This window comes from Martelella sp. NC20 (assembly GCF_013459645.1).
GTDB lineage: Bacteria > Pseudomonadota > Alphaproteobacteria > Rhizobiales > Rhizobiaceae > Martelella.
In genome coordinates this window covers 807150-832062 of the sequence record NZ_CP054861.1, presented here as the reverse complement: position 1 = coordinate 832062, position 24913 = coordinate 807150, and the positions used below count along the sequence as shown (strand labels likewise).

Annotated in this window: 23 protein-coding genes and 1 pseudogene; 4 read left to right on the top strand and 20 right to left on the bottom strand. The window is 60.3% G+C overall.

Features of this window, described 5'->3' with window-relative positions:
- Positions 1 to 135 precede the first annotated feature (135 nt).
- Entirely contained in the window at positions 136 to 1038 is a 903-nt protein-coding gene (gene yghX, locus HQ843_RS04030) for a YghX family hydrolase (RefSeq protein WP_180899709.1), read from the top strand.
- A 169-nt stretch (positions 1039 to 1207) separates the two neighbouring features.
- Here yghX and HQ843_RS04025 read toward each other — a convergent pair whose 3' ends face one another.
- From HQ843_RS04025 to HQ843_RS04005, 6 genes are all read right to left on the bottom strand, one after another.
- A complete protein-coding gene (locus tag HQ843_RS04025) occupies positions 1208 to 1429 on the bottom strand; it encodes a tripartite tricarboxylate transporter substrate-binding protein (protein ID WP_256432949.1) in 222 nt (73 codons plus the stop codon).
- A 202-nt stretch (positions 1430 to 1631) separates the two neighbouring features.
- Positions 1632 to 1760 carry a hypothetical protein gene (locus tag HQ843_RS29765; protein WP_256432939.1) on the bottom strand — a complete coding sequence of 43 codons (129 nt, stop codon included), beginning with the start codon at positions 1758 to 1760 and terminating at the stop codon, positions 1632 to 1634.
- Positions 1761 to 2259: 499 nt separating this feature from the next.
- Positions 2260 to 2985, bottom strand: a complete 726-nt coding sequence (locus HQ843_RS04020; protein WP_180899711.1) for a transporter substrate-binding domain-containing protein — start codon at positions 2983 to 2985, stop codon at positions 2260 to 2262.
- 2 nt (positions 2986 to 2987) lie between these two features.
- Complete coding sequence (locus HQ843_RS04015) at positions 2988 to 3737, bottom strand: hypothetical protein (RefSeq protein ID WP_180899712.1); 750 nt, start codon at positions 3735 to 3737, stop codon at positions 2988 to 2990.
- A 33-nt stretch (positions 3738 to 3770) separates the two neighbouring features.
- Positions 3771 to 4946: an NAD(P)/FAD-dependent oxidoreductase gene (locus HQ843_RS04010; protein ID WP_180899713.1), complete on the bottom strand. Its 1176-nt coding sequence runs from the start codon at positions 4944 to 4946 to the stop codon at positions 3771 to 3773.
- The gene (locus tag HQ843_RS04005; RefSeq protein ID WP_180899714.1) at positions 4946 to 5131 is read right to left on the bottom strand and encodes a rubredoxin; all 186 of its coding nucleotides are present in this window, start codon (positions 5129 to 5131) and stop codon (positions 4946 to 4948) included. Before HQ843_RS04005 ends, HQ843_RS04010 begins: the two co-directional genes overlap by 1 nt.
- Positions 5132 to 5245: 114 nt before the next feature.
- Between HQ843_RS04005 and HQ843_RS04000 the strand changes: the two genes are divergently transcribed.
- On the top strand, positions 5246 to 6151 hold the full coding sequence (locus tag HQ843_RS04000) for a LysR substrate-binding domain-containing protein (RefSeq protein ID WP_180899715.1): 906 nt from the start codon (positions 5246 to 5248) through the stop codon (positions 6149 to 6151).
- A 3-nt stretch (positions 6152 to 6154) separates the two neighbouring features.
- On the opposite strand, the gene HQ843_RS03995 is transcribed toward HQ843_RS04000, so the two are convergent.
- From HQ843_RS03995 to HQ843_RS03960, 8 genes and pseudogenes are all read right to left on the bottom strand, one after another.
- On the bottom strand, positions 6155 to 7390 hold the full coding sequence (locus tag HQ843_RS03995) for an MFS transporter (RefSeq protein ID WP_210275252.1): 1236 nt from the start codon (positions 7388 to 7390) through the stop codon (positions 6155 to 6157).
- Positions 7383 to 8435, bottom strand: coding sequence for a D-2-hydroxyacid dehydrogenase family protein (locus HQ843_RS03990; protein ID WP_246710271.1), 1053 nt, complete (start codon positions 8433 to 8435; stop codon positions 7383 to 7385). Before HQ843_RS03990 ends, HQ843_RS03995 begins: the two co-directional genes overlap by 8 nt.
- Positions 8436 to 8500: 65 nt before the next feature.
- Positions 8501 to 9874 (bottom strand): annotated as a pseudogene (locus HQ843_RS03985) (peptide ABC transporter substrate-binding protein).
- 344 nt (positions 9875 to 10218) lie between these two features.
- Positions 10219 to 11169, bottom strand: a complete 951-nt coding sequence (locus HQ843_RS03980; protein WP_180899717.1) for an ABC transporter permease — start codon at positions 11167 to 11169, stop codon at positions 10219 to 10221.
- Positions 11166 to 12116 carry an ABC transporter permease gene (locus tag HQ843_RS03975; RefSeq protein WP_180899718.1) on the bottom strand — a complete coding sequence of 317 codons (951 nt, stop codon included), beginning with the start codon at positions 12114 to 12116 and terminating at the stop codon, positions 11166 to 11168. Before HQ843_RS03975 ends, HQ843_RS03980 begins: the two co-directional genes overlap by 4 nt.
- A gap of 17 nt (positions 12117 to 12133) precedes the next feature.
- Positions 12134 to 13078 carry an ABC transporter ATP-binding protein gene (locus HQ843_RS03970; protein WP_180899719.1) on the bottom strand — a complete coding sequence of 315 codons (945 nt, stop codon included), beginning with the start codon at positions 13076 to 13078 and terminating at the stop codon, positions 12134 to 12136.
- Positions 13075 to 14046 (bottom strand): ABC transporter ATP-binding protein, encoded by a 972-nt coding sequence (locus HQ843_RS03965; protein ID WP_180901972.1) that lies wholly within the window; start codon positions 14044 to 14046, stop codon positions 13075 to 13077. Before HQ843_RS03965 ends, HQ843_RS03970 begins: the two co-directional genes overlap by 4 nt.
- Positions 14047 to 14197: 151 nt before the next feature.
- On the bottom strand, positions 14198 to 15559 hold the full coding sequence (locus HQ843_RS03960; protein WP_180899720.1) for a CapA family protein: 1362 nt from the start codon (positions 15557 to 15559) through the stop codon (positions 14198 to 14200).
- Between the two features lie 370 nt (positions 15560 to 15929).
- Here HQ843_RS03960 and HQ843_RS03955 point away from each other — a divergent pair, with 370 nt between their 5' ends.
- A complete protein-coding gene (locus HQ843_RS03955; RefSeq protein WP_180903412.1) occupies positions 15930 to 17069 on the top strand; it encodes a hypothetical protein in 1140 nt (379 codons plus the stop codon).
- 18 nt (positions 17070 to 17087) lie between these two features.
- Here HQ843_RS03955 and HQ843_RS03950 read toward each other — a convergent pair whose 3' ends face one another.
- Genes HQ843_RS03950 through HQ843_RS03935 form a run of 4 tightly spaced genes read right to left on the bottom strand, consistent with a single transcriptional unit; the run spans position 17088 to position 21790 of the window.
- A complete protein-coding gene (locus tag HQ843_RS03950; protein ID WP_180899722.1) occupies positions 17088 to 18611 on the bottom strand; it encodes a sugar ABC transporter ATP-binding protein in 1524 nt (507 codons plus the stop codon).
- A 13-nt stretch (positions 18612 to 18624) separates the two neighbouring features.
- Positions 18625 to 19578, bottom strand: a complete 954-nt coding sequence (locus tag HQ843_RS03945; protein WP_180899723.1) for a sugar ABC transporter substrate-binding protein — start codon at positions 19576 to 19578, stop codon at positions 18625 to 18627.
- A 25-nt stretch (positions 19579 to 19603) separates the two neighbouring features.
- Positions 19604 to 20590, bottom strand: a complete 987-nt coding sequence (locus HQ843_RS03940; protein WP_180899724.1) for an ABC transporter permease — start codon at positions 20588 to 20590, stop codon at positions 19604 to 19606.
- Between the two features lie 12 nt (positions 20591 to 20602).
- Complete coding sequence (locus HQ843_RS03935; protein ID WP_180899725.1) at positions 20603 to 21790, bottom strand: ROK family transcriptional regulator; 1188 nt, start codon at positions 21788 to 21790, stop codon at positions 20603 to 20605.
- Between the two features lie 73 nt (positions 21791 to 21863).
- Here HQ843_RS03935 and HQ843_RS03930 point away from each other — a divergent pair, with 73 nt between their 5' ends.
- A complete protein-coding gene (locus HQ843_RS03930) occupies positions 21864 to 23126 on the top strand; it encodes a metal-dependent hydrolase family protein (protein ID WP_180899726.1) in 1263 nt (420 codons plus the stop codon).
- A gap of 62 nt (positions 23127 to 23188) precedes the next feature.
- On the opposite strand, the gene HQ843_RS03925 is transcribed toward HQ843_RS03930, so the two are convergent.
- Both HQ843_RS03925 and HQ843_RS03920 read right to left on the bottom strand, forming a co-directional pair.
- Positions 23189 to 24247, bottom strand: coding sequence for a 4-oxalomesaconate tautomerase (locus HQ843_RS03925; RefSeq protein WP_180899727.1), 1059 nt, complete (start codon positions 24245 to 24247; stop codon positions 23189 to 23191).
- The gene (locus HQ843_RS03920) at positions 24240 to 24911 is read right to left on the bottom strand and encodes a 4-carboxy-4-hydroxy-2-oxoadipate aldolase/oxaloacetate decarboxylase (RefSeq protein WP_180899728.1); all 672 of its coding nucleotides are present in this window, start codon (positions 24909 to 24911) and stop codon (positions 24240 to 24242) included. The genes HQ843_RS03925 and HQ843_RS03920 overlap by 8 nt, the downstream gene beginning before the upstream one ends.
- Positions 24912 to 24913 lie beyond the last annotated feature (2 nt).

Genomic DNA, 24913 nt, shown 5'->3' with positions numbered 1-24913 from the left:
ATCAAATCAAGGTGAGGTTGAAACTTGACGGTTGCAGGAAGGCTTCGCGCATGCCTAAGCTTGCTCGGGTCGCGGCAATCGGTTGCGGCAGGATTGAAGCGGGCCATGGGGGCCGCAGACGAGGGAGAGAGTGGCATGAACGAGCATCAGCAACGGTTGACCGCCAAGGATTTCAGCCCGGAGCTTCTCGAGCTCTATGACTTTTACGCCCATGGCATGATCACCAAGCGCGAGTTTCTCGAGCGCGCCGGCAAGTACACGGTCGGCGGTCTCACGGCGGCGGCTGTGTTGGGCATGATGAGCCCCGACTACGCGAGGGCCGAGCAGGTCAGCTTCAATGATCCCGATATTCTGGCCGAGTGGATCACCTACCCGTCGCCGAACGGCCACGGCGAGATGCGGGCCTATTACGTTCGTCCGACCGGCGTCGAGACCGCGCCAGGCGTGGTCGTGGTGCACGAAAATCGCGGCCTCAATCCCTATATTCAGGACGTTGCCCGCCGTCTGGCCAAGGCCGGCTTCATCGCCATGGCGCCGGATGGCCTGACGCCGATGGGCGGCTATCCCGGCAATGACGAAGAGGGGCGCGCCCTCCAGCAGCAGGTCGACGGCGAGAAACTGATGAATGATTTCTTCGCTGCCGTGGAGTTTCTGATGGCGGACGAGGCTGTGACCGGCAAGGTCGGCATCACCGGCTTCTGCTACGGCGGCGGGGTCGCCAATGCGGCGGCGGTCGCCTATCCGGAACTCGGCGCCGCTGTGCCGTTTTACGGACGGCAGCCGGATGCGGCCGATGTTGCCCGTATCGAGGCGCCGGTGCTGCTGCACTATGGCGGTCTCGACGAACGCGTGAATGCCGGCTGGCCCGCCTATCGCGATGCGCTCGACGCTGCCGGCAAGACCTATGAAGCCTATATCTATGAAGGGGCCAATCACGGCTTCCACAATGATTCGACGCCGCGCTACGACGAAGCCGCCGCCGAGCTTGCCTGGTCGCGGACAATCGAATGGTTCAATCGTTACCTGCCGCAAGAATAAGGGAACTGGAGCGCCGTGCGTCCATTCGAACGCACAAAGACCGCTCTAACCTATTGAATCTGCGCATCGCGCTGTCCGGGCACACCGGAACAGAACGTATCTGTAAGCCGAGCCATCGCTTTCAAAAAAGGCGCCCCGAAACGGGACGCCTTCTGCTGTTGCGCGACCCTTACTGGGATTTAGCTGTCGGAATCCCGAGTTGGTCAAGGACGTTGCCAAAATTGGCGATCACGCCCTGAAGGTAGGCGTCAAGCTCTTCGGGTCCCCGGTAGCCTTTGGTCGCAACGAGGCGATCGAGGGTTTCCTGAAAGTCCGGCGTGTCCATGGCCTTGTGGAATGCCGTATCGAGTTTGACCACGATTTCCTTCGGCGTGCCCTTCGGCGCGACGATGACGCTGAGGGCATGGTCGATCCTGCACCGGATGTCGCATAGGTCACCTTGCCCGTGCTCTCCTTGGCATAGGTAATGAATTCGTCAAACGGCTGCCAGCCACTGCCTTCATGATGTTCTCCGGCTTGTCGCAATCCCCGATTCGCGTAGATCTCACCGGGAAAGCGACCAGCCAGTTCGGCGAAGAACGTGTTGTCCGGCTTCAGGCCGACCGCAGTTCGATCATCTCGTCATCCGGATCACGCGCGCGGACCATGTCCTCACCGATTTCCTCGACCGTGGTTTTCGTCAATATTTCGATGCGCTCGTGGGCAAGTATGCGGAGCAGCATGTTTTTGTTCGAGCGGGCCAACGGGAATGTTGATCGCACCGGTGAGGCGTTCGACAATGCGCACCTTCTTGCCATTCTGGGTCAGCCAGCGCGCGACCTTGCAAGGCCACTGATCCGTCCCTCACTCTTCAGGAGCACGGTGTTTCAACGCCCGTCCATATCTCGATCCTGCATTCCCGCAACGCTGCAGCCAGATGCGCGACCAGTGCGTTGCCGAGCACAAGACGCGTCCCGCAGCGATGGCGGGTGTGATCAGCGAGATAGCGCGTGAAGCGCGGTGCCGTTCAGGAGGTGAGCGCAGCATCCCACTGGGTCAGTGTCTCCCATCGCTGCTGTTCGAAGTGCAGCCATAAAAGCCATTTTTTCTCATAATGTTAAATTCAATTTTGCAATAGCAAAACATCAAGCGAGTTGGGCGGCGAAGGGAAGCTGCCTATTTCGCCGTGATGAAACACCGACAGCGCGGAAGATGAATGGAAGGAAGCAAAGCCGGCTTCGCTCAGAAAATATCGGCACACTCCGCAGATACGCCATGGCGTTCGAGTATCTGGCCGACCCTGCCGGAGCGGGTGAGGTCGGTGATAAAGGTCTTGAGAAACACCGCCGCTTCGCTCCGGCTCGCGGGCGTGCCCATGGCCTGGAGTATTTCCATGAAAGGCGGATCGAGCACTCTGGATCCGGGCCGTTTTTCCGCTTCATGGAGCAAGGGCTGTCGCACACCGGCAATCGCGGCGACCTGTCCTGCGTCCATCGCCGCGAGAGCCGATTGGAAGTCAGGAAAAATCACCAGTTTGTCCGAAACCGGTTGACGTGCCAGATGAAGCGTATAGGCGCTGCCCTCCACGGAGCTGATGGCGACGTCAGCGGCGACGAGCGCATCGGGATCGGTGATCCCGACGCCTTGCGCGACCAGAAAGCAGCCCTCGATCCGGATATAGGGATGGGTAAAGGCGATCGTTTCCGCGCGCTTCGGATCGACGGCGAGGAAACAAATATCCCAGAGATCGTCTCCGGCCGTCGACGAGACGTCGATGGCGCGTTCATGGTCAATGAGGGTGAGTTCCAGGCCGATCTCGTCGGCAAGCGCACGGGCGATGTCCACCGTGATGCCGAAGGCGTCGCCATTCGCATCACGGTTTACCAGAACGCGATTGCCATGGTTAAGCGCTGCACGCAGCACGCCGTGGGGCGCCAGGTCGCGGCGCACACTGTCCGAGACCGGCATGCTCAATCCTCTCCGACCTGCTGCATCCACTCGTCCCACACCGGAAAGACGGTCACCATGGCTTCGAGCCCTTTCTCTCCCGCTTTCAGCACCGGCGCCGCTTCGGTTTTCGATACCCACAGAAGCGACCAGGGCTCGTACTCAGCGCCGTCATGGATAAGGCTGCCATTCATGACGATGACGAAGTATCCGCCGGTGCCATCGGTATCGGGAGCCCTGGTTTCCATGCCGGACCCCATTCGGTAGACCTTCACGGTCATGCCGTCATCTCCGGGCTTCTCCGGCATGACCGTTTCCGTCGTCACCTCTTCGCGGTGCTCTAAAACGGGAGGGATGGACAATACGACCTTCTCCGAGACGCGGTGACGGCGTTTGGTGGGCTTCAGCTGTTCGCGAACATTCGGCGTGGAGAGCTTGACCAGGCCAGCGTCGGTTTTCGAGCGCAGGGTCAGGTAGGACATGCCGTTTCCATCCGCCACAAGAGGCCCATAGCCGGTATGGTGATCGGCATAGTGGGCCGTGATCATGTCCGCGCGATCGCGTCCGATGACACCGCTTCCGGCGATGAAGATCTGGAACTGGTCAACGATATGGAAGTGGCTGTCGAGCTGCATATTCGAGCTCATGTCGATCCGGAAAGCCTGCAACTCCTTTCCAGGAACGTCGGAATTCTGGCCGAACAGGTTTACTTTCCAGCCGCGCCCGCGCTTGAAACGCTGCGGCTCTTTTTCTGCGTAGGATACGATCTGCATGGCGGGTCTCCTCCCTGCTGTGTTGTTGTCAATTCACGCCCGACGCATGGAAGGCGCGGCGGGTTCTCTACCAAGGGCGCTCAATCGTGAAACTTCCGAGGCGAATGCTCTCGGCGCGTCGAGCGTCTGAACGGCGAGCAGGCGATCGCCCTCATAAGCACGAAGCAGCATGCCGTTGTGCTCCAGTCTTTCGACCTCGACGCGCGCACCGGCAACGACCGGTCCCGCCATCTGAATGCGTATCGCCCCCTGATTGGACCAAAGCCGCAACGGTTCGGCAACTGGGTTATCCTGTCGCATCAGAGCGGCGGCCACGCATTTCGCCTGCCAAAGGGTTGCAGCGACGCTTTCATGGCGAACATGCCGCCTGCCTTCGCGCCAGCGGGCGCAATCGCCAAGTGCATAGATAGAAGGATCGGCGGTCGCGCCGCATGCGCTCGTGATCACGCCGTCATCCGTGGCCAATCCTGCATTTCGCGCCAGTTCGTCGCGCGCGCGGCTGCCGGTTGCGGCAAGCACCACGTCGGCATCGATGTGCTCGCCATCGGCCATTTCCAGGCCGCTGTCGGATATAGCCCTGACCGAAGCCGACAGGCGAATATCGATGCCATTCGCAACATGCCGGTCACGAACCTCGGTGGACATTGCGGGGTAGAGGCTGCGCACCATCAACCGATCTGCGTTTTCGCACACCGTGACGGCAAGTCCTCTGATCTGTGCCGCTGCGGCGATTTCGAGACCGATCAGCCCGCCGCCGATGATGGCGATGCGTTCCGCGGTCGACAAGTTCCCGACCAACTGCCGCCAGTCGGTGCGATTGCGCAGCAAAAGCGCCTTGTCCGCACCGGCGATCTCATCGGGAAGCCTGCGTGCAACCGCGCCCGTCGCCAGTACCAGCTTGCCATAGGCGACCGTGCTACCATCGTCGAGCGTGATACGGCCGGCATTGCGGTCGATCGAGGCAACCGACGCCCTTCGGCGATCGATCTCCTGTTTGTCATAGAAATCGGCCGGCCGGAGCGGTTTCGGCTCGACATCTCCGTGGAGCGCTTCCTTCGATAAATGCGGTCGATGGTAGGGGAGGCCATTCTCATCGCCAAACACCACAATGGGAGCGCTCCAGCCTGCGGAACGAAGCGCCGATGCGAGCGAAATTCCCGCGTGGGACGCACCGACAATCACGCATGTGTCGGACGTTTCGGCAACCATCAGGAAACGACCTGCATGTCAAAATCGACCTTTCTTGCACCGCATTCCGGGCAAACCCAATCCTCGGGAACATCTTCCCAGCGGGTGCCGGGCGACACGCCACCATCAGGATCGCCTTCGGCTTCATCATAGCGATAGCCGCAAAGCACACATTCCCAAACACGCCAGACTGTCTCGTCTGTCATCAAATCCTCCCTGACGACATTCTTTCATGAAACTTACGGATACGGCTTGCCTATGACAATAAGCGATAATAACCTATCAGATATCTCATTTTGGCAAGTTTTGTCGGGGGAGCAATGGACATCCGACAACTCAACTATTTCATTCGTGTTGTTGAACTCGGCAGTTTCAGCAGGGCGGCGGCATTTCTGCATATCGCTCAGTCGGCGCTGAGCAGGCAGGTCAACAACCTCGAGACGGAGCTTCAGGAGCGGCTGCTGGTGCGCGACGGACGTGGTGTCACCACGACCGAAGCCGGCGACCGGTTGCTCGGCCATGCGCGCTCCCTGCTGGACCTGCACGAGCGAACTTATGAGGATATGGAGAATGCGCGTCTCGGGCGCACCGGTTCGATTGCAATCGGTATGCCTGGATCGCTGTCCGGAACGATCAGCACCCCGCTCATCCGGAAACTGAGGGGAGAACTGCCCGAGGCGAAGGTGCATGTGCTCACCGGTCGTTCGACACAGCTTCAGGAATCCCTGATTTCGGGGCGCCTCGACATGGCGGTGCTTTTTGATGCTCCGACCAACTCGATGCTGGAAATCCATGACCTGCTTGAGGAAAAGCTGCACCTGTTCGAGAAGATGCCCGAGGGCGAGAGCGAGATCGAAGGGCCTCCGCTGCCGTTGACCGCACTGACGGACATACCGCTTATCATCACCAGCCGTCCCAACCGTGTGCGCGAGATACTCGAAACAGCGCTTGCGCGCGAAGGCGCCAAGCTGCTGGTCGATTGCGAACTTGACGCTCTCGATACGACCTTCGATCTCGCCAATGACGGCTTTGGTCGCACGGTGGCTTCGCTGCGCGTCCGCAAGACAACGAGAACGGCGAAATTGCTGCGCATCCGCCGCATCGTCGAGCCGGAACTGGTTCTGAAGCTTCAGATCGTGTTGCGAACCAGACGGCTCAACAACCGACTGCACGACACCGCCTTCCGCATTCTCCGCGACCTCTGCCTCGACATATTCAAGACCTGAGGTTCACATCAATTCCCGGAGCGAGCGGGCCTGCCGCCGGGTCACGGGCGCAAGCACGAGAACGACAAGCATAAGCAGCGCCGACGCCGTTGTTATCGACGCTTTCAGCCCGATACGGTCGGCGGCAAAACCGACGGCGAGGGCGCCGAGCGCGGGGCTGCCGCGCGCGATGAGACCGTGTATGCTCAGCACGCGGCCTCTCAGCTTTCCAGGCGTGGTCAGTTGCACGAATGTCTGTGTCGACACCAGACCGCAAGTGACTGCGGCGCCGAGCATGGTTGCCATCGGAATAGCCATCAACGGCGAGGACGAACGCACGAGAAAGAATGCCGCAAGCGCGCCCACGCTCCACCAGAGGAGAACGCCGAACAACAGGCGCTCGACCTTCGAGCGACCAACGGTAAGACCCGCTCCAACGGCGCCCGCGGCGGCCGACGCCGTGATAATGGCCAGACCGGCCGCCGCGTTGGAAAAGGTCTGGGCGGCGATCGCGGGCACGAGTTCGATCATGGCGCGGACCAGTACGCCGCCGCAAAACAGCACGAGGAGAATCAGGCGGAGTGCGGGCTGCCGCGCGACATGGATGAAACCTTCCTTCATTTCGCCGAAAAACGAGCCGGTTTCGGTGCGCTTTTCCTGGGCCGTGAGCCGCAGGCGCGTGAGGACGAACACAAAAATGGCGGTTACGATCGCGTTGGCAATGAACACCCAGACAATATCGACATAGAGGATCATCGCCCCCGCGATCGCCGGTCCAAGGAGACGCGCCAGATTGACGTTGACTGAATTGAGAGCAACCGCCGTGCCCAGATCCTCCGGCTGAACCATCTCCTGAATCATTGCCAGGCGTGACGGTTGCATCGCAGCAACAAGCGTACCCTGCAGGGTTACCAGCACGACTGTTCCGTGGAGCCCCAGATGGCCGGTTGCCAGAAGAACGGCCATAAGCACGGCAAGTGCGGCGGAGGCGGTCTGTGCCCAGATGTTTTGCCGCAACCGGTTCCACCGGTCCGCGGCGACCCCCGCAAACGGGCCGGTCAGCACAACGGGAAGAAGGTCGCCGGCAGCAAGAACGCCCACCCAGAACGCCGAACCCGTCCAGTCCCAGACCAGCCAGCTACAGGCGATCCGCTGCATCCACGAGCCGACGAGCGACAAGCCGTTTCCCGCAAAGAAAAGACCGAACTGTGTGCCTTTGATCAGGCGCAGCGGCGCCGGCAGCTTCGTCGCCCTAGTCATTGCCGCTGACCACGCGCAGCGGCGCGCCATCAAGGAAGGAAACGATGTTCTCTACGGCATAGGTATAATACGCTCCCAGCATCCCTTTGGTGAAATAGCCGAGATGCGGCGTCAGAACCACATTGGGCAACCGGCGCAGCACGTGCTCCGCTGGCAGTGGCTCTGTCGAGTAGACATCCAGCGCCGCCCCGCCGATTCGTCCTTCGGAAAGGGCCGAGATCAGCGCTTTCTCGTTGACCAGCCCGGCCCGTGCGGTGTTGACGAGACAGGCCGTCGGTTTCATGGCGGCAATATCATTTTCACCGACGATGCCTCTCGTGCTCTCGGCCAGGGCGAGATGGAGACTGATGACGTCGGCGGTCGAGAACAGCGATTTCTTGTCGTGATAGCTGACGCCAGCGGCACGTGCGCGTTCCTCGGTCAGATTGGGCGACCAGGCGACGACATCCATGCCGAAGGCAAGACCGATGCGCGCGACATCGCTGCCAAGCCCACCAAGGCCGACGATGCCAAGCCGTTTGCCGCGCAGGGTATGCCCCGCAAAATGCTGCCATCCTCCCTCGCGCATCATGCGGTCTTCGGCGGCGATATTGCGCGCCAGCGAAATGATCAAACCCCAGGTGAGTTCGGTGACAGCGCCTGACCCGGCGCCCGAAACCGGCGTGTTGGAGACGACAACACCGTGATTACGGCATGCAGCGACGTCGACGGTGTCGTAGCGTTTTCCCGTGACGCACAGATATTTCAGTTTTGGCAGCGCCTCAATGAGCGCGCGCGGAAATGCAGTGCGCTCGCGCAGCGTGCAGAGAATGTCGAAGTCGGCCAGGGTTTCGGCAGCGTCCGCGACCGAGGTGAACGGGCGATCGATTACGCTGATCGATGCCCGGCCGTCCAACGGCGAGAAGTCTGCGCATCTTGTGGCAAGGTTGAGGTAGTCATCGAGGAGTGCAACTTGCATGAGAATGCCACCGGAATAAGCTTGTAACATTTCGCAGTCGGGCGGAATCGCCTGACGTCCGCGAGTATGCGGCGAAAGCAATGGCAAGGTGCAACGGGCATCCGCGCCCGTTCCACCTTGCCTGATTGGCATGGTTGAACTGAACTGCGGGTTCAGTCCCTGTACCAGTCGTTCGCCCAGATCATCAGAGGGTCGTAGGTGTCGAGACGGAACCCCTTCAGGTCGGGAACCGTGACATAGGCTTCGGTATAGAAGTACAGCGGCAGCATCGGCAGGTCTGCAGCGAATTTGGCCTGGATCTTCTGCCACGCCGCCTTCTGTCCGTCCTGGTCCAGCGCCTGCTGGAACTCTTCAAGAGCCGCATCCATATCGGGATTTGAATATCCCGAAAAGTTGTTGCCGACGAAATTGTTCTCCGCATTGGGGATCTTGTCGGTCGCCAGCGCGATGGCCGGAGATGTCGATGGCGAGAACCGGATGGAGGACATGATCATGCCGGTGAACTCCCGGCGGCGCGACAACTCCCCGTTATAGGTCTGGAGCGACACGAATTTGGGCGTCACCGCAATGCATATCTGTTCGAGCTGGCTCTGGATGACCAGGGCAATCTGCTCGCGCGTCTGGTTGCCTGCCGTCGTGGCCAGGTCGAAGGCGAGCCGGTCGCCGTCGTCATTTGTGCAGATACCATCGGAACCAGGTGTCCACCCGTCTTCCGCAAGCAAGGCTTTTGCCGCATCCGGATCGTAGGAATAGGTTGTCATATCCGGATTGAAGAAGGGGCTGGACTGCGAAAGGAGGCCATTTGCCACGGACTATTTTCCGTTAAAAAGCGCATCGGTTATCGCCTTCCGGTCGATCCCCATCATAATCGCTTTGCGGATATCCGGGACTGCGAGTATCTCGTTGTCCAGATTGACCGCTATCCGTTCGAGATTGGTGCCGTCGGTGAAGTGATAGCTGAGCTGATCGGGACGCTGCGTCTGGACGTCAAGCATCTGACTGAAGCTGATCCCTCCGGGGCTGACCGGAACGGCGTCAATCTCGCCGGCCAGCAAGTTCTGCACCAGCGCCGAGGAATTGTCGCGATACGTCAAGATAATGCGATCGAAGCCCGGCGCCTTGCCCGGCCAATGCGGATTGGGAACCCAGGTCAATCGCGTTCCGATCTGGTATTCGGAAAGCATGAAATGGCCGTTCCACAGGCCCGGATTGGTCGGGTCGGTATTGTAAAGCGTCTGCTTCACGTAGCTTTCATTGTCGCCTGTGGCATCGTAGATCGGACCTTCGATATGCTCCGGCAGAATCTGGTCCCACGAGGCGAAGCCGGGCGTTACCTCCGGCAGCGTCAAGATGAAGGTCCGGTCGTCGACAATCTCGATATCGCTGGCGCGGGTCCACGGATTGAAGGCGGAAAAGCCGATATCGGGATCATTCGCCATCTTCAGCGTGAAAGCCACGTCGTTGGACGTGACCGGTTCGCCGTCGCCCCAGGAAAGCCCTTCCTTCAGCGTGAACCTGACCTTCATGCCCTTCAAGCCATCGGGCATGTCGATGATTTCGGCAAGGCCGTTCTGAAGCGTCGGCAGCGTTTCGCAAAGGATGCACTGGTTGGTGGCATCAGGGTCGAACGCGGTCAGCGGCAGAAGACCGTAGTTGATCTGCAGCCGCTTGGTGTTGTTGACCTGAATCAGCGGATGAAAATTCTTCAGGAACTGGAGTTGCCCTACAACAAGCTCGTTCTTGTTCGGCTGGGCCGTCGCCATCGACATCATGCCGCCGACCCCAAGGGCCAGCGCTGCTATTGTCGTCATTAAAACCTTCGTTCTCATGTGATTTTCCTCCCAATGGTCACAAGATGAAGTCAGCGTGATCAACCCTCGTTTTCTGCCCGTGGGTCAAAGGCATACCGTACGCCATCGCCGACAAAATTGACGGCCATGACAGTGGCGAAGATCAGCAGCCCCGGGTAGACGGCAAGATGCGGGGCCGAGATGATCAATTGCTGTGCATTGGTCAGCATGTTTCCCCAGGTCGGCGTCGGCGGAACGATGCCGAACCCGAGGAAGCTGAGCGTGGATTCAAGAAGAATGACGCGCCCGACCGTCAGCGTTGCCGCAACGATGAGCGGTGTCGAGATGTTGGGAATGATGTGCACTATGACGTTGTAGAAGCGCCTTGCGCCGCTCACCGTCGCCGCCTTGACATAGTCGCGGTCTCTCATCTGGATCGTGCCGGCGCGGGCGATGCGGGCCGTTGTCGTCCAGTCGACGATGGCGATAATGATCACGATGCGCAGGAATATGTAGAGTGGCGAGTTCGCGGCCGAAGAGGAAAGACCGATCTTGGTAAGGTCGATGGACCCCAGAACGATCAGCAGGGGGATCAGAGGGATCGCGATCAGGCAATCGGTTGCGCGCATCAGTATGCCGTCGATCCGGCTGCCTAAAACGCCTGCCGCCACCCCGATCGTGATGCCGATGATTGACGTCAGCAGCGTTGTAAGGAGACCAGCCGCAATCGAAACCTGGCCGCCGTAGAGCAACCGCAGGAAAACATCGCGTCCGAGATCATCGGTTCCGAGCCAATGTCTGGCCGATGGCGGCTGGAACCGCGCGAGAAGGTTCGTTGCGTTCACGTCGATGCCGCGCAATTCGCTGATAGGCCAGGCGGACAGGCAGACAACGACGAGAGCGATCAGAAAAATCAGCGAAACCATAGCGATATGATGGCTGCGGAACTTGTCATAGCGCATTCGCCAGATTGTCTGCTGCGGCGGCAGCGGCGCGCGGGCGAAAACTGGTGTGTCGGTCACATCGGTCATAGCGTGATCCTCGGGTCGAGTACGGCATAGGCGAGGTCGGCGAGAAGATTGGATATCAGTACGACAATGGTTGCGAGCAGCAGCCCGACAAGAGCCAGATTGAAGTCGACATTGGCAATGGCGTCGTAGATCATCTTGCCCATGCCGAGCATGCCGAAGATGGTCTCGATCACCAGTGCGCCGGAAAACAGGTGCCCGAAACTCAGAGCCAGCACGGTGACCATCGGGATCAGTGCGTTGCGCAAGGCATGCCGGACTACCACGACGCGCTCGCTCAACCCCTTGGCTCTGGCTGTGCGGACGAAATCGGACGATAGCGTTTCGATCATCGCAGCGCGGACATAGCGGATCAGCGGGCCGACATGAAACATCACGAGAACGGTGACCGGCAGAACCAGGTGACGTATCTCGGTCCAGAACGATGCATCGTTGGACATCGGAGAGCCTGATGCGGGAAGCCAACCGAGCTTGACCGAAAAAAGGATGATCAGGAGCAGCGCGACCCAGAAATTCGGCAGTGAGATTGCCGCGAATGAAAACATGCTGACCACGGTGTCGACGAACCGATTGGGTTTTCTTGCCGCGATCGCGCCGAGGGTCATCGCCAGTGGAACGGAGACGAGCAGCGTCAGTCCCAGAAGTTTTGTGGTCTGCAGCATTGCCGGCAGCAAGACATCCAGAACGGGACGGAAATAGAGGCTCGAATAACCGAGATCGCCGTGGACGGCGGCGATGAGCCAATGCCAGTAGCGCACGTATATGGGCTGGTTAATTCCGTAGAGCTGCCGCACCTGGTCGATCAGCTCCGGGGTCAGGGACGGGTTGCCCTCGAACATGTTCTCGATCGGGTCGCCGGGCATCAGCCCGATCAGCAGAAACAGCAGAAATGACATCACAAAGATGACGATGACGGCCTGCGACAGACGTGAGAGGGAATAGCGCAACATTCATTCTGTCCTTCTTGTCAATCTTTGTGGTGGCAAGCGGAAAGCTGCTCGGGTCTTCCGGGCGCAGGCAAAAGCTCGGGTCGCGTCGTGGTGCAGATCGCGGTCGCCTTCGGGCAGCGCGGATGAAACACGCAGCCCGAGGGCGGGTTCAGCGGCGTCGGTATCTCGCCCTTGAGCACCGAACCGCGCTTGCGCCGCCCGCGCCCGATCCTCGGGACGGCTTCGAACAGCGCCTGTGTATACGGATGGCTCGGCGTCGCGAAAATATCGTTGGCATTCGCCAGTTCCATGATCCGGCCGAGATAAAGAACCGCGACGCGATCTGCCAGATGCCGGACAACCCCGAAATCGTGACTGATGAACAAATAGCTGATGTTGTGCTTTCCCCGGATGTCCTCGAGAAGGTTGAGGATCTTCGATTGTATCGAGACATCGAGTGCGGAAAGAGGCTCATCCGCAACGATCAGTTCGGGATCCCCGATCAATGCCCGGGCGATCGCTATTCGCTGGCGCTGACCGCCGGAAAACTGATGCGGATATCGATTGGCGGCGTCGGCGGGCATGCCCACCTGCTCGAGGACGTCCGCCACGCTTTCGCGGCGTATCTTGCGATGAATGTCGGCAAGACGCAGCGGTTCGGCGACAATATCCTCGACAGACATACGCGGATCAAGCGCCGAGAACGGATCCTGGAAGATCATTTGCACTGGATCGCGTCCGCCCGGATGGGTGCGTGCCGGCGTGATACGGATGGAGCCGGATGTGGGCTCGCGCAACCGCGCCACCGAATAGCCAAGCGTCGACTTGCCCGAGCCGCTTTCGCCGACGATCGCAAGCGTCTCGCCGCGCTTCAGGGACAGGGTGACGTTATCGACGGCGCGGAGCCAGAGGCCGGGTTTGAAGATCCCCGCGCGGATTGGAAAACGAATGCTGACATTGTCGATTTCGAGAAGATCCGTCATGACGATACCTTTATGCAGGCGACGAAATGATCCGGCTCGACTTCGACAAGCGGGGGTTCGGCGACCCGGCATTCGTCCGTTGCCAGCCGGCAGCGGGCCGCAAAGCGACAACCCTTGGGCGGCAGAACCCTGAGGCTTCCCGAAATGACCTTGAGGCGATCGACCTTCCGGTCCGGATCCGGCAGGGTTTCGATCAGGCCGCGCGTGTAGGGGTGCAGTGGGTTGGCAAACACCTTTTCGGAAGGGGCGTATTCGACCCCGCGCCCGGCATACATGACGAGGATCCGGTGGGCGAGTTCGGACACCACCGCGAGATTGTGGGTGATGAACTGAATGGCCATGCCGGTGTCTTCCTGCAACTCGAGCATCAGATCGAGGATTTGAGCCTGAATGGTGACATCGAGCGCGGTGGTCGGTTCGTCGGCGACGAGCAGTTTCGGACGACAGGCGAGTGCCATGGCGATCATAGCCCGCTGGCGCATGCCGCCTGAAAGCTGGTGAGGATAATCGCTGGCGCGTTGCCGCGGCGAGGGAATGCCGACAGCCTCCAGCAATTCCACCGCGCGGTCGAAGCCGGCGCGGGAGCCCAGCCCTTCGTGAACCTTCAGGACTTCGGCAATCTGTTTGCCGACCGACATGACCGGATTCATCGCCGTCATTGGTTCCTGAAAGATCATGGCGATATCGGCGCCGCGCAGGTTGCGCCATTGCCTTTCGTTCTGATCGAGCAGGTTGCGGCCTTCGAAGACGATCTCGCCGCCGATCCGTCCATTGCCGGGCACCAGGCCCATGAGCGAGAGCGATGTCATCGTCTTGCCGCAACCGGACTCCCCGACGATGCCGAGGGTCTCTCCGGCGTCGATGCGATAGGAGAGACCGGCCACGACGAGGCTCTCGCCCCCCTCCTTGGCTGGAAAGGCGATGCGAAGGTCACGAACCTCCAGAAGCGCTGCGTTGTGAACCGCCATGCCAGCTGTCGGCACGGCGTTCACTGCCGATGTTGTGGCGGGCGTGAACTGCCCCATTCCATCCTCCCTTGCCGTCAGTGAAACCCGCGACGGCGGCATTTGATCGACCTGAAGGTCTTTCGACCTTTCCTCCCAGGTATTCTCCTTGTTATCAGACCCTGATAATTCCTACGCCGTCTTCTATTTCGATGTTCGTGCCGAACGGTTCCGAAAGGTGCCTGTAGCGCTCAAGAATGCGGACGGCGTCCTCGCCTTTCGCGCGCATGGGCCGACCCTCGGTGAGGGCATGCTTTCCCTTGCCAGTCCGCCGGTGAAGTGTCGCTTCCTTGTTGGATTCACGCCCCATCTCGACGGGATGGAGGCGCAGGCTGGCGAGCTTGCCGTCTTTCATCGCGGCCTGAAGGATACACGAACTCCACCATGTCGACGACGGCGTATCGAGGCCGGGATGCAGCGGGTGAAGAGCGGGGTGCAATGTCGGCAGGGCGTCCACGTCGTGTCCCCACGCATCATAGCTGTCATAGGGGACATGCTGGATGAATTCGGAATGAGCGAAGAAGTTGCCAATGCCGTAAATGATCGGCTTCCCCTTGTATATCTCGATTCCCAGGGTCTTGTGCCAGCCGTGGCCGACATAGATGTCGGCGCCGCCGTCGATGGCATGATGCGCAAATTCACGCACGAAACGCGGCGGCGTGTCGCCGCGCGGGCCATCCGAAACCGAGAAATGGTGCGCCACGATGACCAGATCGGCCATCGAACTTGCTTCTTCGATCGAGCGCAGATTGCGGGCGAGATCGCGTTTGTTACAGCTCGAAACGATTTCGCATTCATCGCCCTCGACGAAACATTCAGGATCGCCCCATTGCTGCGCACCGGGGATCAGAAAGCCGAACGCATCTTTCGGGCCGTGCTTCGGCGGTTTGACGATATTGAGCTTCTCGGCAAAATCCTTAAGGTTTTGCATGGTCTGAGGGTCGACCTTGAATTCGAACTGCAGACGCTGCGGGTTCACGCCTGGCCGCGCCATGAACGAGCCCTTGGCGTGGTTGGCCCACATGAAATGCTGGTTGCCGGAGGAGGTTGATACCAGCGCAACCCGACCGTTCTTTTTTTCGACGTAACCCGGCTCGGAGGCGCGCTCGAGATCGACGCCGGTCCCGGCGGTCACGATTTCCGCTTCCTTCATGTGTTTTTTCGTCGCGACGAGACCTTCGGCGCCGAAGTCGAAACTGTGATTGTGGGCCGTGGACATGATGTCGAAGCCGGCCCATTTCAGATCTTTGGCAATTGCCGGGTCGGACATCATGAAACTGCCGATACCCTGTCCCCGGGCCGGCCATTTCAGCTCTTCGGGCACAGCAAAGTTCATCTCGAGATGACCGTAGGAAACATCCGCATCTTTTATGAGATCCCAGACTTCTAGAAATTCGGGCTCATCATGCATCGAGAAGGGGCGGCTAACCATGCATTCTCCAGCCAGAGATACCCGCCAGTCACCTTTTGTTTCCATGCTATCTGTCTCCTCCGAGCTTTGCTTTGCTGCAAACCGATCTGCCTGTTCCGGCGATACGGAGCGCAGCTTATGTCTTCCGTGTCTGTTTTTTTCGCCTGCCGAGGTATGCCTCTGCTGGTAGACAGAGATTACAAAAGTCAAATTTCTATCGCAATACGAGCTATATTGCTTTCAGATATGCCGAATTGAGATACTTTGGTGACAATTCAGTCGTGTTCGGTTGATCCGGCGTGATGCGGGCAATAGGTATCTGCTTGAATGTCTTTGCCTTGAGGGCGCTTTTTGCCCTGAAAGGTTGCAGGGCTGTTTGCCGGTTGGCTCTTTACGGTTCCGGCGACTTGCGACATATCTGCGAGCCGAGGAGTCCATGATGAATTTGAGAAGCGGTGTAAAGCTATACGACAACGACTGGTTCATCCGTTACGGCTGGGAGCCGGAGCAACTGGCCGATCATCTGGCCGATCTCAATATGACCTATGTGATTGCCCAGAGCCGATTCCTGCCAATGGCGAATTCGGCAGTCGAAAGTGCCGTCTCCAAGACGGACCGACTGCGTTATGAGGCTCTGGATGATCGTGCCCTGAGGGATTGCCTGCGCGAGCGCGATATCGGATATATCGCGGTCGAGAATATCTGCTTCGATCCTGCCTATGCAGACGCGCACCCCGAAGACCTGCCGATCGACCAGTTCGGTCGGCGTCATCATCGGGAAGACTGGTATGTCGGCGTTCCACCGGATCGGCATCCGAATATCGAAGAAAAGGCGGCGCGTCTGAAGGCGGCGGTGGCTGCGCTCGATCCCGACGGTGTCCATCTCGGTTTCATCCGGTGGCCCGGTTTCTGGGAAACGTGGCTGCCCGGCGACCGGCGCGCCGACAAGCCGGAATACTGCTTTTCCGCGCAGACGATTTCGGAGTTCAACAGCTTCGCCGGTCTTTCCCTCGACCCACAGTCGCCGCAACACACGGCAGAAGCTATTCTGGCCGGGCACAGGGAGGCGTGGACGACATTCAAATGCAGGGTCACCTGCGATGCCATAAAGACGATCAGAACCGTATTCGAGGATGGCCAACGTCACCTGCCGGTGTCGATCAATACCGTACCGCTCTTTCGCGATGATTTCGGTTGCGCCGGCGCCGAAGTCTTCGGCCAGGATATCGAAATGCTCAGCGATGTCGTGGAGGTCTTCGAGGTGATGGCCTACCATCAGATCATGAAGCAGGATGCGCTGTGGCCCGCGCGGATTGCCGAGCATATCCGTATGCGAAGCGGCAGTTCCGCGGCAATCTGCACGGTTCAGGCAAGCCCGCTCTATCTCGACGGCATGCACGCCGGGGCAAACAGGTCGGCCACGCTCGACGCTTCGGAATTCAGTGCCATGCTGGACGCACTGGAGAATGCCAATGTCGAAGGCATCTGTCTCTTCACGATGACCGAGCTTATGGACCGCGCGGACACCGAAGACGGCCGTGCGATGCAGCAGCGTCTTCGACGGTTCAGAATGTAGAAACCGCCCGGAACGCGCTCAGGATGCCTGCAATTCCGTTTCCTCTCGCCGGGCTCCGTGACTCATGGCGGCGAGCAGCGATGCGGGGGTGAATTCGGAAGCGGGGCGGGGAGGCTGGATCTTGCCCTCGGAGATGACCGCGATGCGGTCCGACAGCCCGATCAGTTCTTCCAGTTCGTCGGAGATCAGCACGACGGTGGCTCCCTCCTCGGTGGCCAAACGCACCAACCCGTGAAGATCGGCCTTCGCCCCGACATCGACGCCGGCGGTAGGTTGGTCGAGAATGAGAACCTTGGGTCTGGCCGCAAGTGCACGGGCGACCAGAACCTTCTGGGCGTTGCCGCCGGAAAGGCGGTTGACGCGCTGGGTCGGGTCTGGCGGGCGAATCCCGAAGTCGGATATGTATTTTTCAGCGAAAGCCCGTCGCTTGCCGAGTGAGACAAAGCCAGAAAAGGCGAGCAGCCTGTTGATGGCGGTGACGGCCATATTGGCCTCGATGCTGGCGTTCGGCGCAAGTCCGCTGATCTTGCGGTCTTCGGGCACCATGACCAGTCCCGCCCGCGCAGAGGTCCGTGGCGTACGGCTATGGAGCGTCGTATCGGCGACCCTCACGGAGCCTTTGGACTGGAGGTCGCCGACGATGGCTCTTGCAATCCGGGTCCGTCCCGAACCGATGAGGCCGGCGATGCCAAGGATTTCGCCTGAATTGACAGTCAGCGAGAATGCGGACCGTCCGGGAAAGGTGAGATCCTTGATCTCGAAGACGGCGTCGTCTTTCAAGGCAAGGGGAGCCTCGTGCTTCGCCGGGGCTTCGAGATCGTCCTTGTCGACCAGAAGGCGTGAGAGGCTCTCCACCGTATAATCGCGGCTGTCTCGACTTTCGACGACGCTGCCGTCGCGCAGAACCGTGATGCGATCGGCGACATTGATGACTTCATCGAGGAAATGGCTGATATAGACAATGCCGACACCGTGATTTTGGGCCATGTTGCGCATGACCCTGAAAAGATGCTCGCGTTCGGCAGGCGCCAGCCGCGCGGTGGGTTCGTCCATTACCAGTATTTTTATCTTGCGCGAACATGCGCGCACGATTTCGGTCAGTTGCTGGCCTGCAACGCCGAGCTTTCGGACGGGGCTGTCCATGGGCAGATCGATATCGAGAGCGGACGCTTCTTCAGCCGAGCGTTCTCGCAACGCCCGATGATTGACCAGTGCGTTCGATATTCCCGCCGGTTCGCGTCCGAGCGCGATGTTCTCGGCCACCGTCATGTCGGGAATGAGCGAGAAATCCTGATAAATCATCGCGACGCCCTCGGCGATCGCGGCACCCGGCGAATTCAGGATGAGCGGCTTGCCCTCGATCGAGATATCGCCGCCATAGTCGCTGAAATTGCCGCCGAGCACTTTCATCAGGGTACTCTTGCCGGCCCCGTTATGGCCGACAAGAGCATGGATCTCGCCACGCTTCACGGTGAAGTCAACGCCGTGGAGAACTTCGATCGGGCCGAAGGTCTTGCGGATGTTTTTCATTTCGAGCAGCATGGCGTCCTCGCTTTTAGCCGCCCCAGGCCGGCGGAAAATCAGCAACATTGCTTTTGTCGATGATCGGCAGGTCCAGATAGTGGTTCGGCTTCGGGATTGTGTCGCCCTTGCCGTTGAAGTAGGCGACGGCGTCCTCGATCGCGACCTGTCCCTGCGGTGCCGGATCCTGGATCACGGTCCCGTAGACGTAGCCGTCCTGAATGGCCTTGCGAACATCGGCCGGATAGTCGCCCATGACGAACAGGACATCGTCGCGTCCGTTCTGATGGGCGAAGATCGCGCCCGTCACACCTTCCGGTCCCTGGTCGATGATTGCATCGATATTGCCCTTGGGATAGCGGCTGAGAAAGTCCTGCGTGATCGCAAGAGCCTTGGCGTTATCCCAGTCTGCGGCCTGCTTGCCGATAATTTCGATGCCCGGGTGTTTCGAAAGCGTGTCCATCAGACCGGATTCGCGTGCCAGTTGCGCAGATGTGCCGAGCTTTCCGAGAATATAGGCAACCTTGGCGTTTTCGCCGACGGCCTGAACCAGCAGTTCGCCCTGCTTCTGACCGAAGACATAGTCGTCCACGCCCACATAGGTGAGGATATCGGCGCCGCTTTCGGTGTCGGCCTTGGTGTTGACGGCCATGACCGGGATGCCGGCCTTGTTTGCCTGCTTGACGACCGGCACAATGCCTTTCGGATCGCTTGGCGCGATCATGATCATGTCGACATTCTGGGCGATGAACTGCTGAACGATGGAGATCTGTGTCGACAGGTCGCCGTTGCCGCTTTGAATGTTGAGATCGATGTCGTTTTCTTTCGCGGTCTTTTCCGCGGTGCTGATCAGGTTGGAATAGAATGGAACGGACGTATTCCAGATCATGAAGCCGATACTTTTTTCGGCGGCGAGGGTCGGGGATGTGGTGGCCACAGCCAGGCCCACGCCAACGGCCATCAGCGAGAGATTTTTGAGTATTTTCATCATTTCATTTCCTCCTCTTTGAGAATCAACGCAGTTCACTACGACGGCGTTGGTAGCTATCGGTTCCCACCGCTATGAGAATGACAGCGCCGGTAACGGCGGGCTGCCAGAATGGTGAGACCCCGAGTAGATTGAGCGCATTGGCGATAAAGCCAAGCAACAGAGTGCCAAGGACAGCGCCGCCGACGTTGCCGACGCCGCCGCTGAGCGGAATGCCGCCGACCACAACGGCGGCGATCGCTGTCAACGGCCAGTCGCCGGCGCTGGCGGGCTGTCCGATATTGGTCTGGCCGAGCAGCACGATCCCCGCGATCGCCGCAAAAAGCCCGCCGAGGCCATAGGTCAGGATGACGATCCGGTCGACATTGATGCCGGCGAGGCGGGCGGCAGCCTTGTTGCCGCCGACGATGTAGATGTAATGGCCGAAGCGGCTGTATCTGAGCATGAGCCATGTCGCGATGGCCACGATGGCGAAAATGATCGTCGGAACGGGGATCGGTCCGATGCGGCCGAGGCCGAGCATGGTGAAGTAGTCGGGCATGCCATAAACCGGCTGCGCGGCCGTACCGACGAACATGATGCCGGTTACGAGCACCTGCGTGGCGAGCGTTGTCACAAACGGGCTCATGCCGATTTTGGCGATGAAGAAACCGTTGAATACGCCGATGCACAGCCCCAGCAGAAGCGCGGCCACGATGCCCAGCGGCAAGGAAACATGGACGATCAGTGCTGCCGCCACCACCGAGGATACCGCGCCGACGGCGCCCACGGAGAGATCGAACCCGCCAAGCAGGATCATCAGCAACATGCCGCAGGCAACGATGCCGATGATCGAGTTACGCTGAAGGACATTGGCAAAATTCGCCCAAGTGGCGAAGTTGGGGATGGTCAGGCAAAAGACGACGATGAGCAGGACAAATATCGCCAGAAGGGCGTAGTTCGTCCATTGGAACTCTTTCGGGAATATCTTCCTGAATACCGAAGGCGCTTCTGCCTGCGCAGACTTGCTCATCCTATCCTCCACTTACCGTGTGTTTTTTCTGTCAGCTGGCGCATGCATGGCCCTGAGTGCCTTTTGATGGGCGAAGATCGCGGCGCCGTAGAGCTCGGCGAGTTCGCCGAGGGCGCCGGGGCGAACCGCCACGGACTCGACGGCCCGGGCGATCGTCGTGCGCGCCATCGAATCCTTGATCGCATCGATCAGAATGTTTCCGGCGCGCATCAACTCGCCGCCAACCAGGATAAGGTCCGGGTTAAAATAATTGCACAGCGCGCCGACCTGCCGTCCGGCCATGGCGCCGGCATCGATAACGACGCGGCGAGCAACGAGATCCCCTTCGGCGGCGCGTTTCAGCATCTGCGTTGCCGTAAGGTCGCGATGGGTTGCGGACAACGACTGAGCCAGAGCGTTGACCGATATCTGCGCTTCAAGGCAGCCGCGGCTGCCGCAACGGCATACCGGACCATTTTCGTTTGTCACGACATGCCCAAGCTCTCCGGCAATTCCGCCAGTGCCTCTGAAAACCTCGCCATTGATCGCGATGCCGAGGCCGACGCCGACGGAAAGCAGCACATAGAGCGCGACTTTCGCATGCATTGCGCCGCCCATCTGGCTTTCGGCCAGCATGCCGAGATTGGCGTCGTTGTCCATGAAGACCGGCAGGCCGAGTCGCTTCGACAGTTCTCCGGGTACATCGGTGCCGATCCAGCCGGCCAGAATGGATCCGGCGTGAATGCATCCGGTCTCGGCTTCGACGGGACCGGGGACGCCCACGCCGACGGCCTCTACCGAGGTTTTGTCGATATTGTTCTTGGAAAGGAGAATGTCGACCTGACGGGCGGCGGCTTCAAGCGCTTCATTGGCATCGACATCGACGCTGAAATCGCCGTCATAAGAATCGATCAGCCGGTAGCGGGGATCGAAAAGACCGACCTTCAGGCCGAGGCGTCCGAAGTCGATGGCGACGAGAAAGGCCCGATCCTGGCACAATGCGACGAGCGAGCCCGGACGTCCGGCCGCGCGTGTCGCGTCAGGCCCCATCTCGATGATCTCGACGATACCTTCCTCCAGTAATTCGGAAATGATCCCCGATGATGTGGAGCGGGAAATGTCGGCGTGCCGGGACAGCATCGCCCGCGTTTGCGGGCCGCCTTTTTCAAGCGCCGCGATAACGCGCGCTCTTGCTTTGTTGGGTGCTGATGCTCGGCTCATTTCCTTCTCCCTGATGGAAAGCATTTCATCTTTGTGCTAATAAGTCAATAATGTTATAAAAGGGAGAGTAATTATGTCAAAAACGAACAAAAGACCCAGTCATCTTTACCTTCGCGCCGACCGTATTCTCGCGGGAACGCGACTTGAGCTTGTCGGAGGTTCCGGCATGCTCGTGGAGGGGGCGAAAATCCTGGCTGTGGGCGTGGGGGCCGCCGATGTTCCACCGGATGCGGAGGAAATGGATTTTGGCGACGCAACGATCATGCCCGGACTGATCGATGCGCATATGCACACATTCGGCATGGACTCCCTGGCGCTCGGCGGCCTGATGAGCGCGCGCGAGACGGGCCGGGCGCTGCGGGCCGCCTCGGAACTTGGAGAGCTGCTGGAAGCCGGGTTTACCTCCGCCCGCTGCCTCGGTTCGTCTGTCGGCCCTGACCTGAGCAGGGCCATTGCGGCCGGTCTCATCAAGGGACCACGTCTTGTGGCTGCCGGCGAATTCATTTCCACGACCGCCGGCACATGGGGCGGCAAGCCCGCGGCGCTTCTGCCGGAAGGGCGTGCCTGCGCTGTGGCCGATGGTCCCGTCGAAATGCGCCGGCGCGTGCGCCAGCGGCTTCAGGAAGGCACCGACTTCATCAAGCTTGGGCTGACCAAGGGTCGGCCGAACGATATCAACAAGGCGTGGGGCGATGACCCCTTCGGCCAGCTTTTGGCGATGAGCGATGAAGAACTGGCGGCTGCGGTCGACGAGGCCCATCGCAACGGGTTCAAGGTGAGTGTTCATGCTATCGGCGATCAGGCCGTGGCCCAGGCGCTTGATCATGGCGTCGACATTATCGAGCACGGCTACGCCATATCGGAGGAAACCCGCAAGCGGCTTGCGCACGCGCAAACACCTGTGGTCACCACACTTTCGCAATTGCATTACCATCGCATGGCGTTTGACGAATTCGGGTATTCGCGACAGGAACGGGTTTCCTTCGAGGCGCACTGGAAGGCGATGCTGGAGAGTTTCCGGACGGGCCTCGAAGCGGGCGTCAAATTCGTTCTCGGGACTGACCTGATCGGCCGGCCGACGCATCCGCTCGCTTTCGCGGCCAAGGAGTTCGAGCTTGCCGTTGCAGGAGGGATGGAGGCGACCGAGGCGCTTCGAGCAGGCACTGTGCTGGGCGCCGAGATATTGGGTATTTCAACGCAAACGGGACAACTGACGCAGGGCTACGACGCCGATATCGTTGTTGTCAACGGATCGGCTGTTGACGATGTGCGCCGGTTGCAGCAGCCGATCTGCGTGATCAAGTCGGGACAGTTTGCCCTCAATCGGCTCGGATAGGGCAGGGAGGCCTTCGGTGTTTTCCGACCGGACGCCGCATTTCCCCTTTGCCGCTCCCGCGTTCACCGCGGGAACACCCTTCCGTCGAAAAGCTTGCGGGCGGAGCGGCGATTGCCGGCGCGCCGGATTTCGCCATCGGGCCCGATATCGAGGAAGACATCGAGCGCGCCGGTCGGATGCTCGATCAGGTAGTTGCCGTCGTCGGGCGCGACCGCGAGATCGGCGCCCACGGCGCCGGCAGTGCGGGCAGCGGTCGCGACCGAAACGGCCGCGAAAACGCCGATGGCGGCGTGGACGCGGTGGGGAATGAACGATCGTGTCGCAATCGAGCCACCATTTTGCGGCGCCGAGACCAGCGTCATCTTCGGAACCGATGCCTCGCTGACGTCGCCGAGCGCCATCATCGGCCCGGCTTTCAGACGGATCGCCTCGATCCTGGCCTTCAATTCGCTGTTGTTCTCGAGCGCATCGAGGCTTTCCTGCCCGGTCAGTCCGAAATCGGCCGCGCGCATCACCACGCAGGGCATGCCGTTGTCGATCAGCGTCACGTCGATACCGTCGATCGTGTCGGCCGGATTGCCGGTCGGCAGCAATGCGCCGCACATCGAGCCGGCGGTGTTTGCAAACAGCAGCGGGATGGCGGCATGGTGACCGGGGACGCCGGCAATCGCGGCATCGCCACGATAATTGACCTTGCCTGCGGGCGTCTCGATACGGGCGACGGCGACTTCGCCGCTGTTGACCATGTGGATACGGACCTCGGTGACATTGTCTTTCGCCGGAACCAGCCCGCGCTCGATTGCCGCCGGGCCGACGCCCGCCAGAATGTTGCCGCAGCCCTGCTTGTCGCTGACCAGTCTCTGATCGACGAAAACCTGCAGGAACAGGTAGTCGACATCGGCATCCGGCCGGCTTGGCGGCGACAGGATCGCGACTTTCGATGTCAACGGATCGCCGCCGCCGATGCCGTCGATCTGGCGCGGATCGGGCGACCCCATGATCCGCAACAGAAGATCGTCGCGATCCGCCGTTTGCCGCGGCAGATCCGAGCCAAGAAAATAGGCGCCCTTGGAGGTGCCGCCGCGCATCCACAGACACGCGATGCCGTCATCCTCAGGCATATTTGAGCCCCTTTTCCGCAAGGCGCTGTCGCATGTCGTATATGTCCAGTCCCAACTCGCCGGCGGCAAGCCGCTTGCGCTTCATCTCCTCGTTGGCGGTGCGCCTGTCGGCGGCGGCAAGCACGGTCTCGGCCTCCTCGCGGGCGACGACGCAGACGCCGTCGTCATCGGCGACGATAATATCGCCGGGATTGACCGCCGCGCCGGCGCAAACCACAGGGATATTGACCGATCCCAGTGTCTCCTTGACGGTCCCCTGGGCGGAGACGGCGCGCGACCAGACCGGAAAACCCATCTCGGTCAGGTCGCGGATGTCGCGCACGCCGGCATCGATGATCAGGCCGCGGCAACCGCGCGCCTGCGCGGAGGTGGCAAGCAGGTCGCCGAAATAGCCGTCGTCGCAGGGGCTCGTCGGCGCAAGCACCAGAATGTCGCCGGACATCAACTGCTCGATCGCCACATGGATCATCCAGTTGTCGCCGGGAGGCGCCGAGATGGTGACGGCGGAACCGGCAATCCGCGCGCCGGCATAGATCGGGCGGATCTGGCTCTGGAGCAGGCCCTTGCGGCCCTGCGCCTCGTGCACGGTGGCGACGCCCGCCGCGGCGAGCCCGTCGATGACCGCCGGATCGGCGCGCATGATATTCCGGACGACCTTTGCCATGG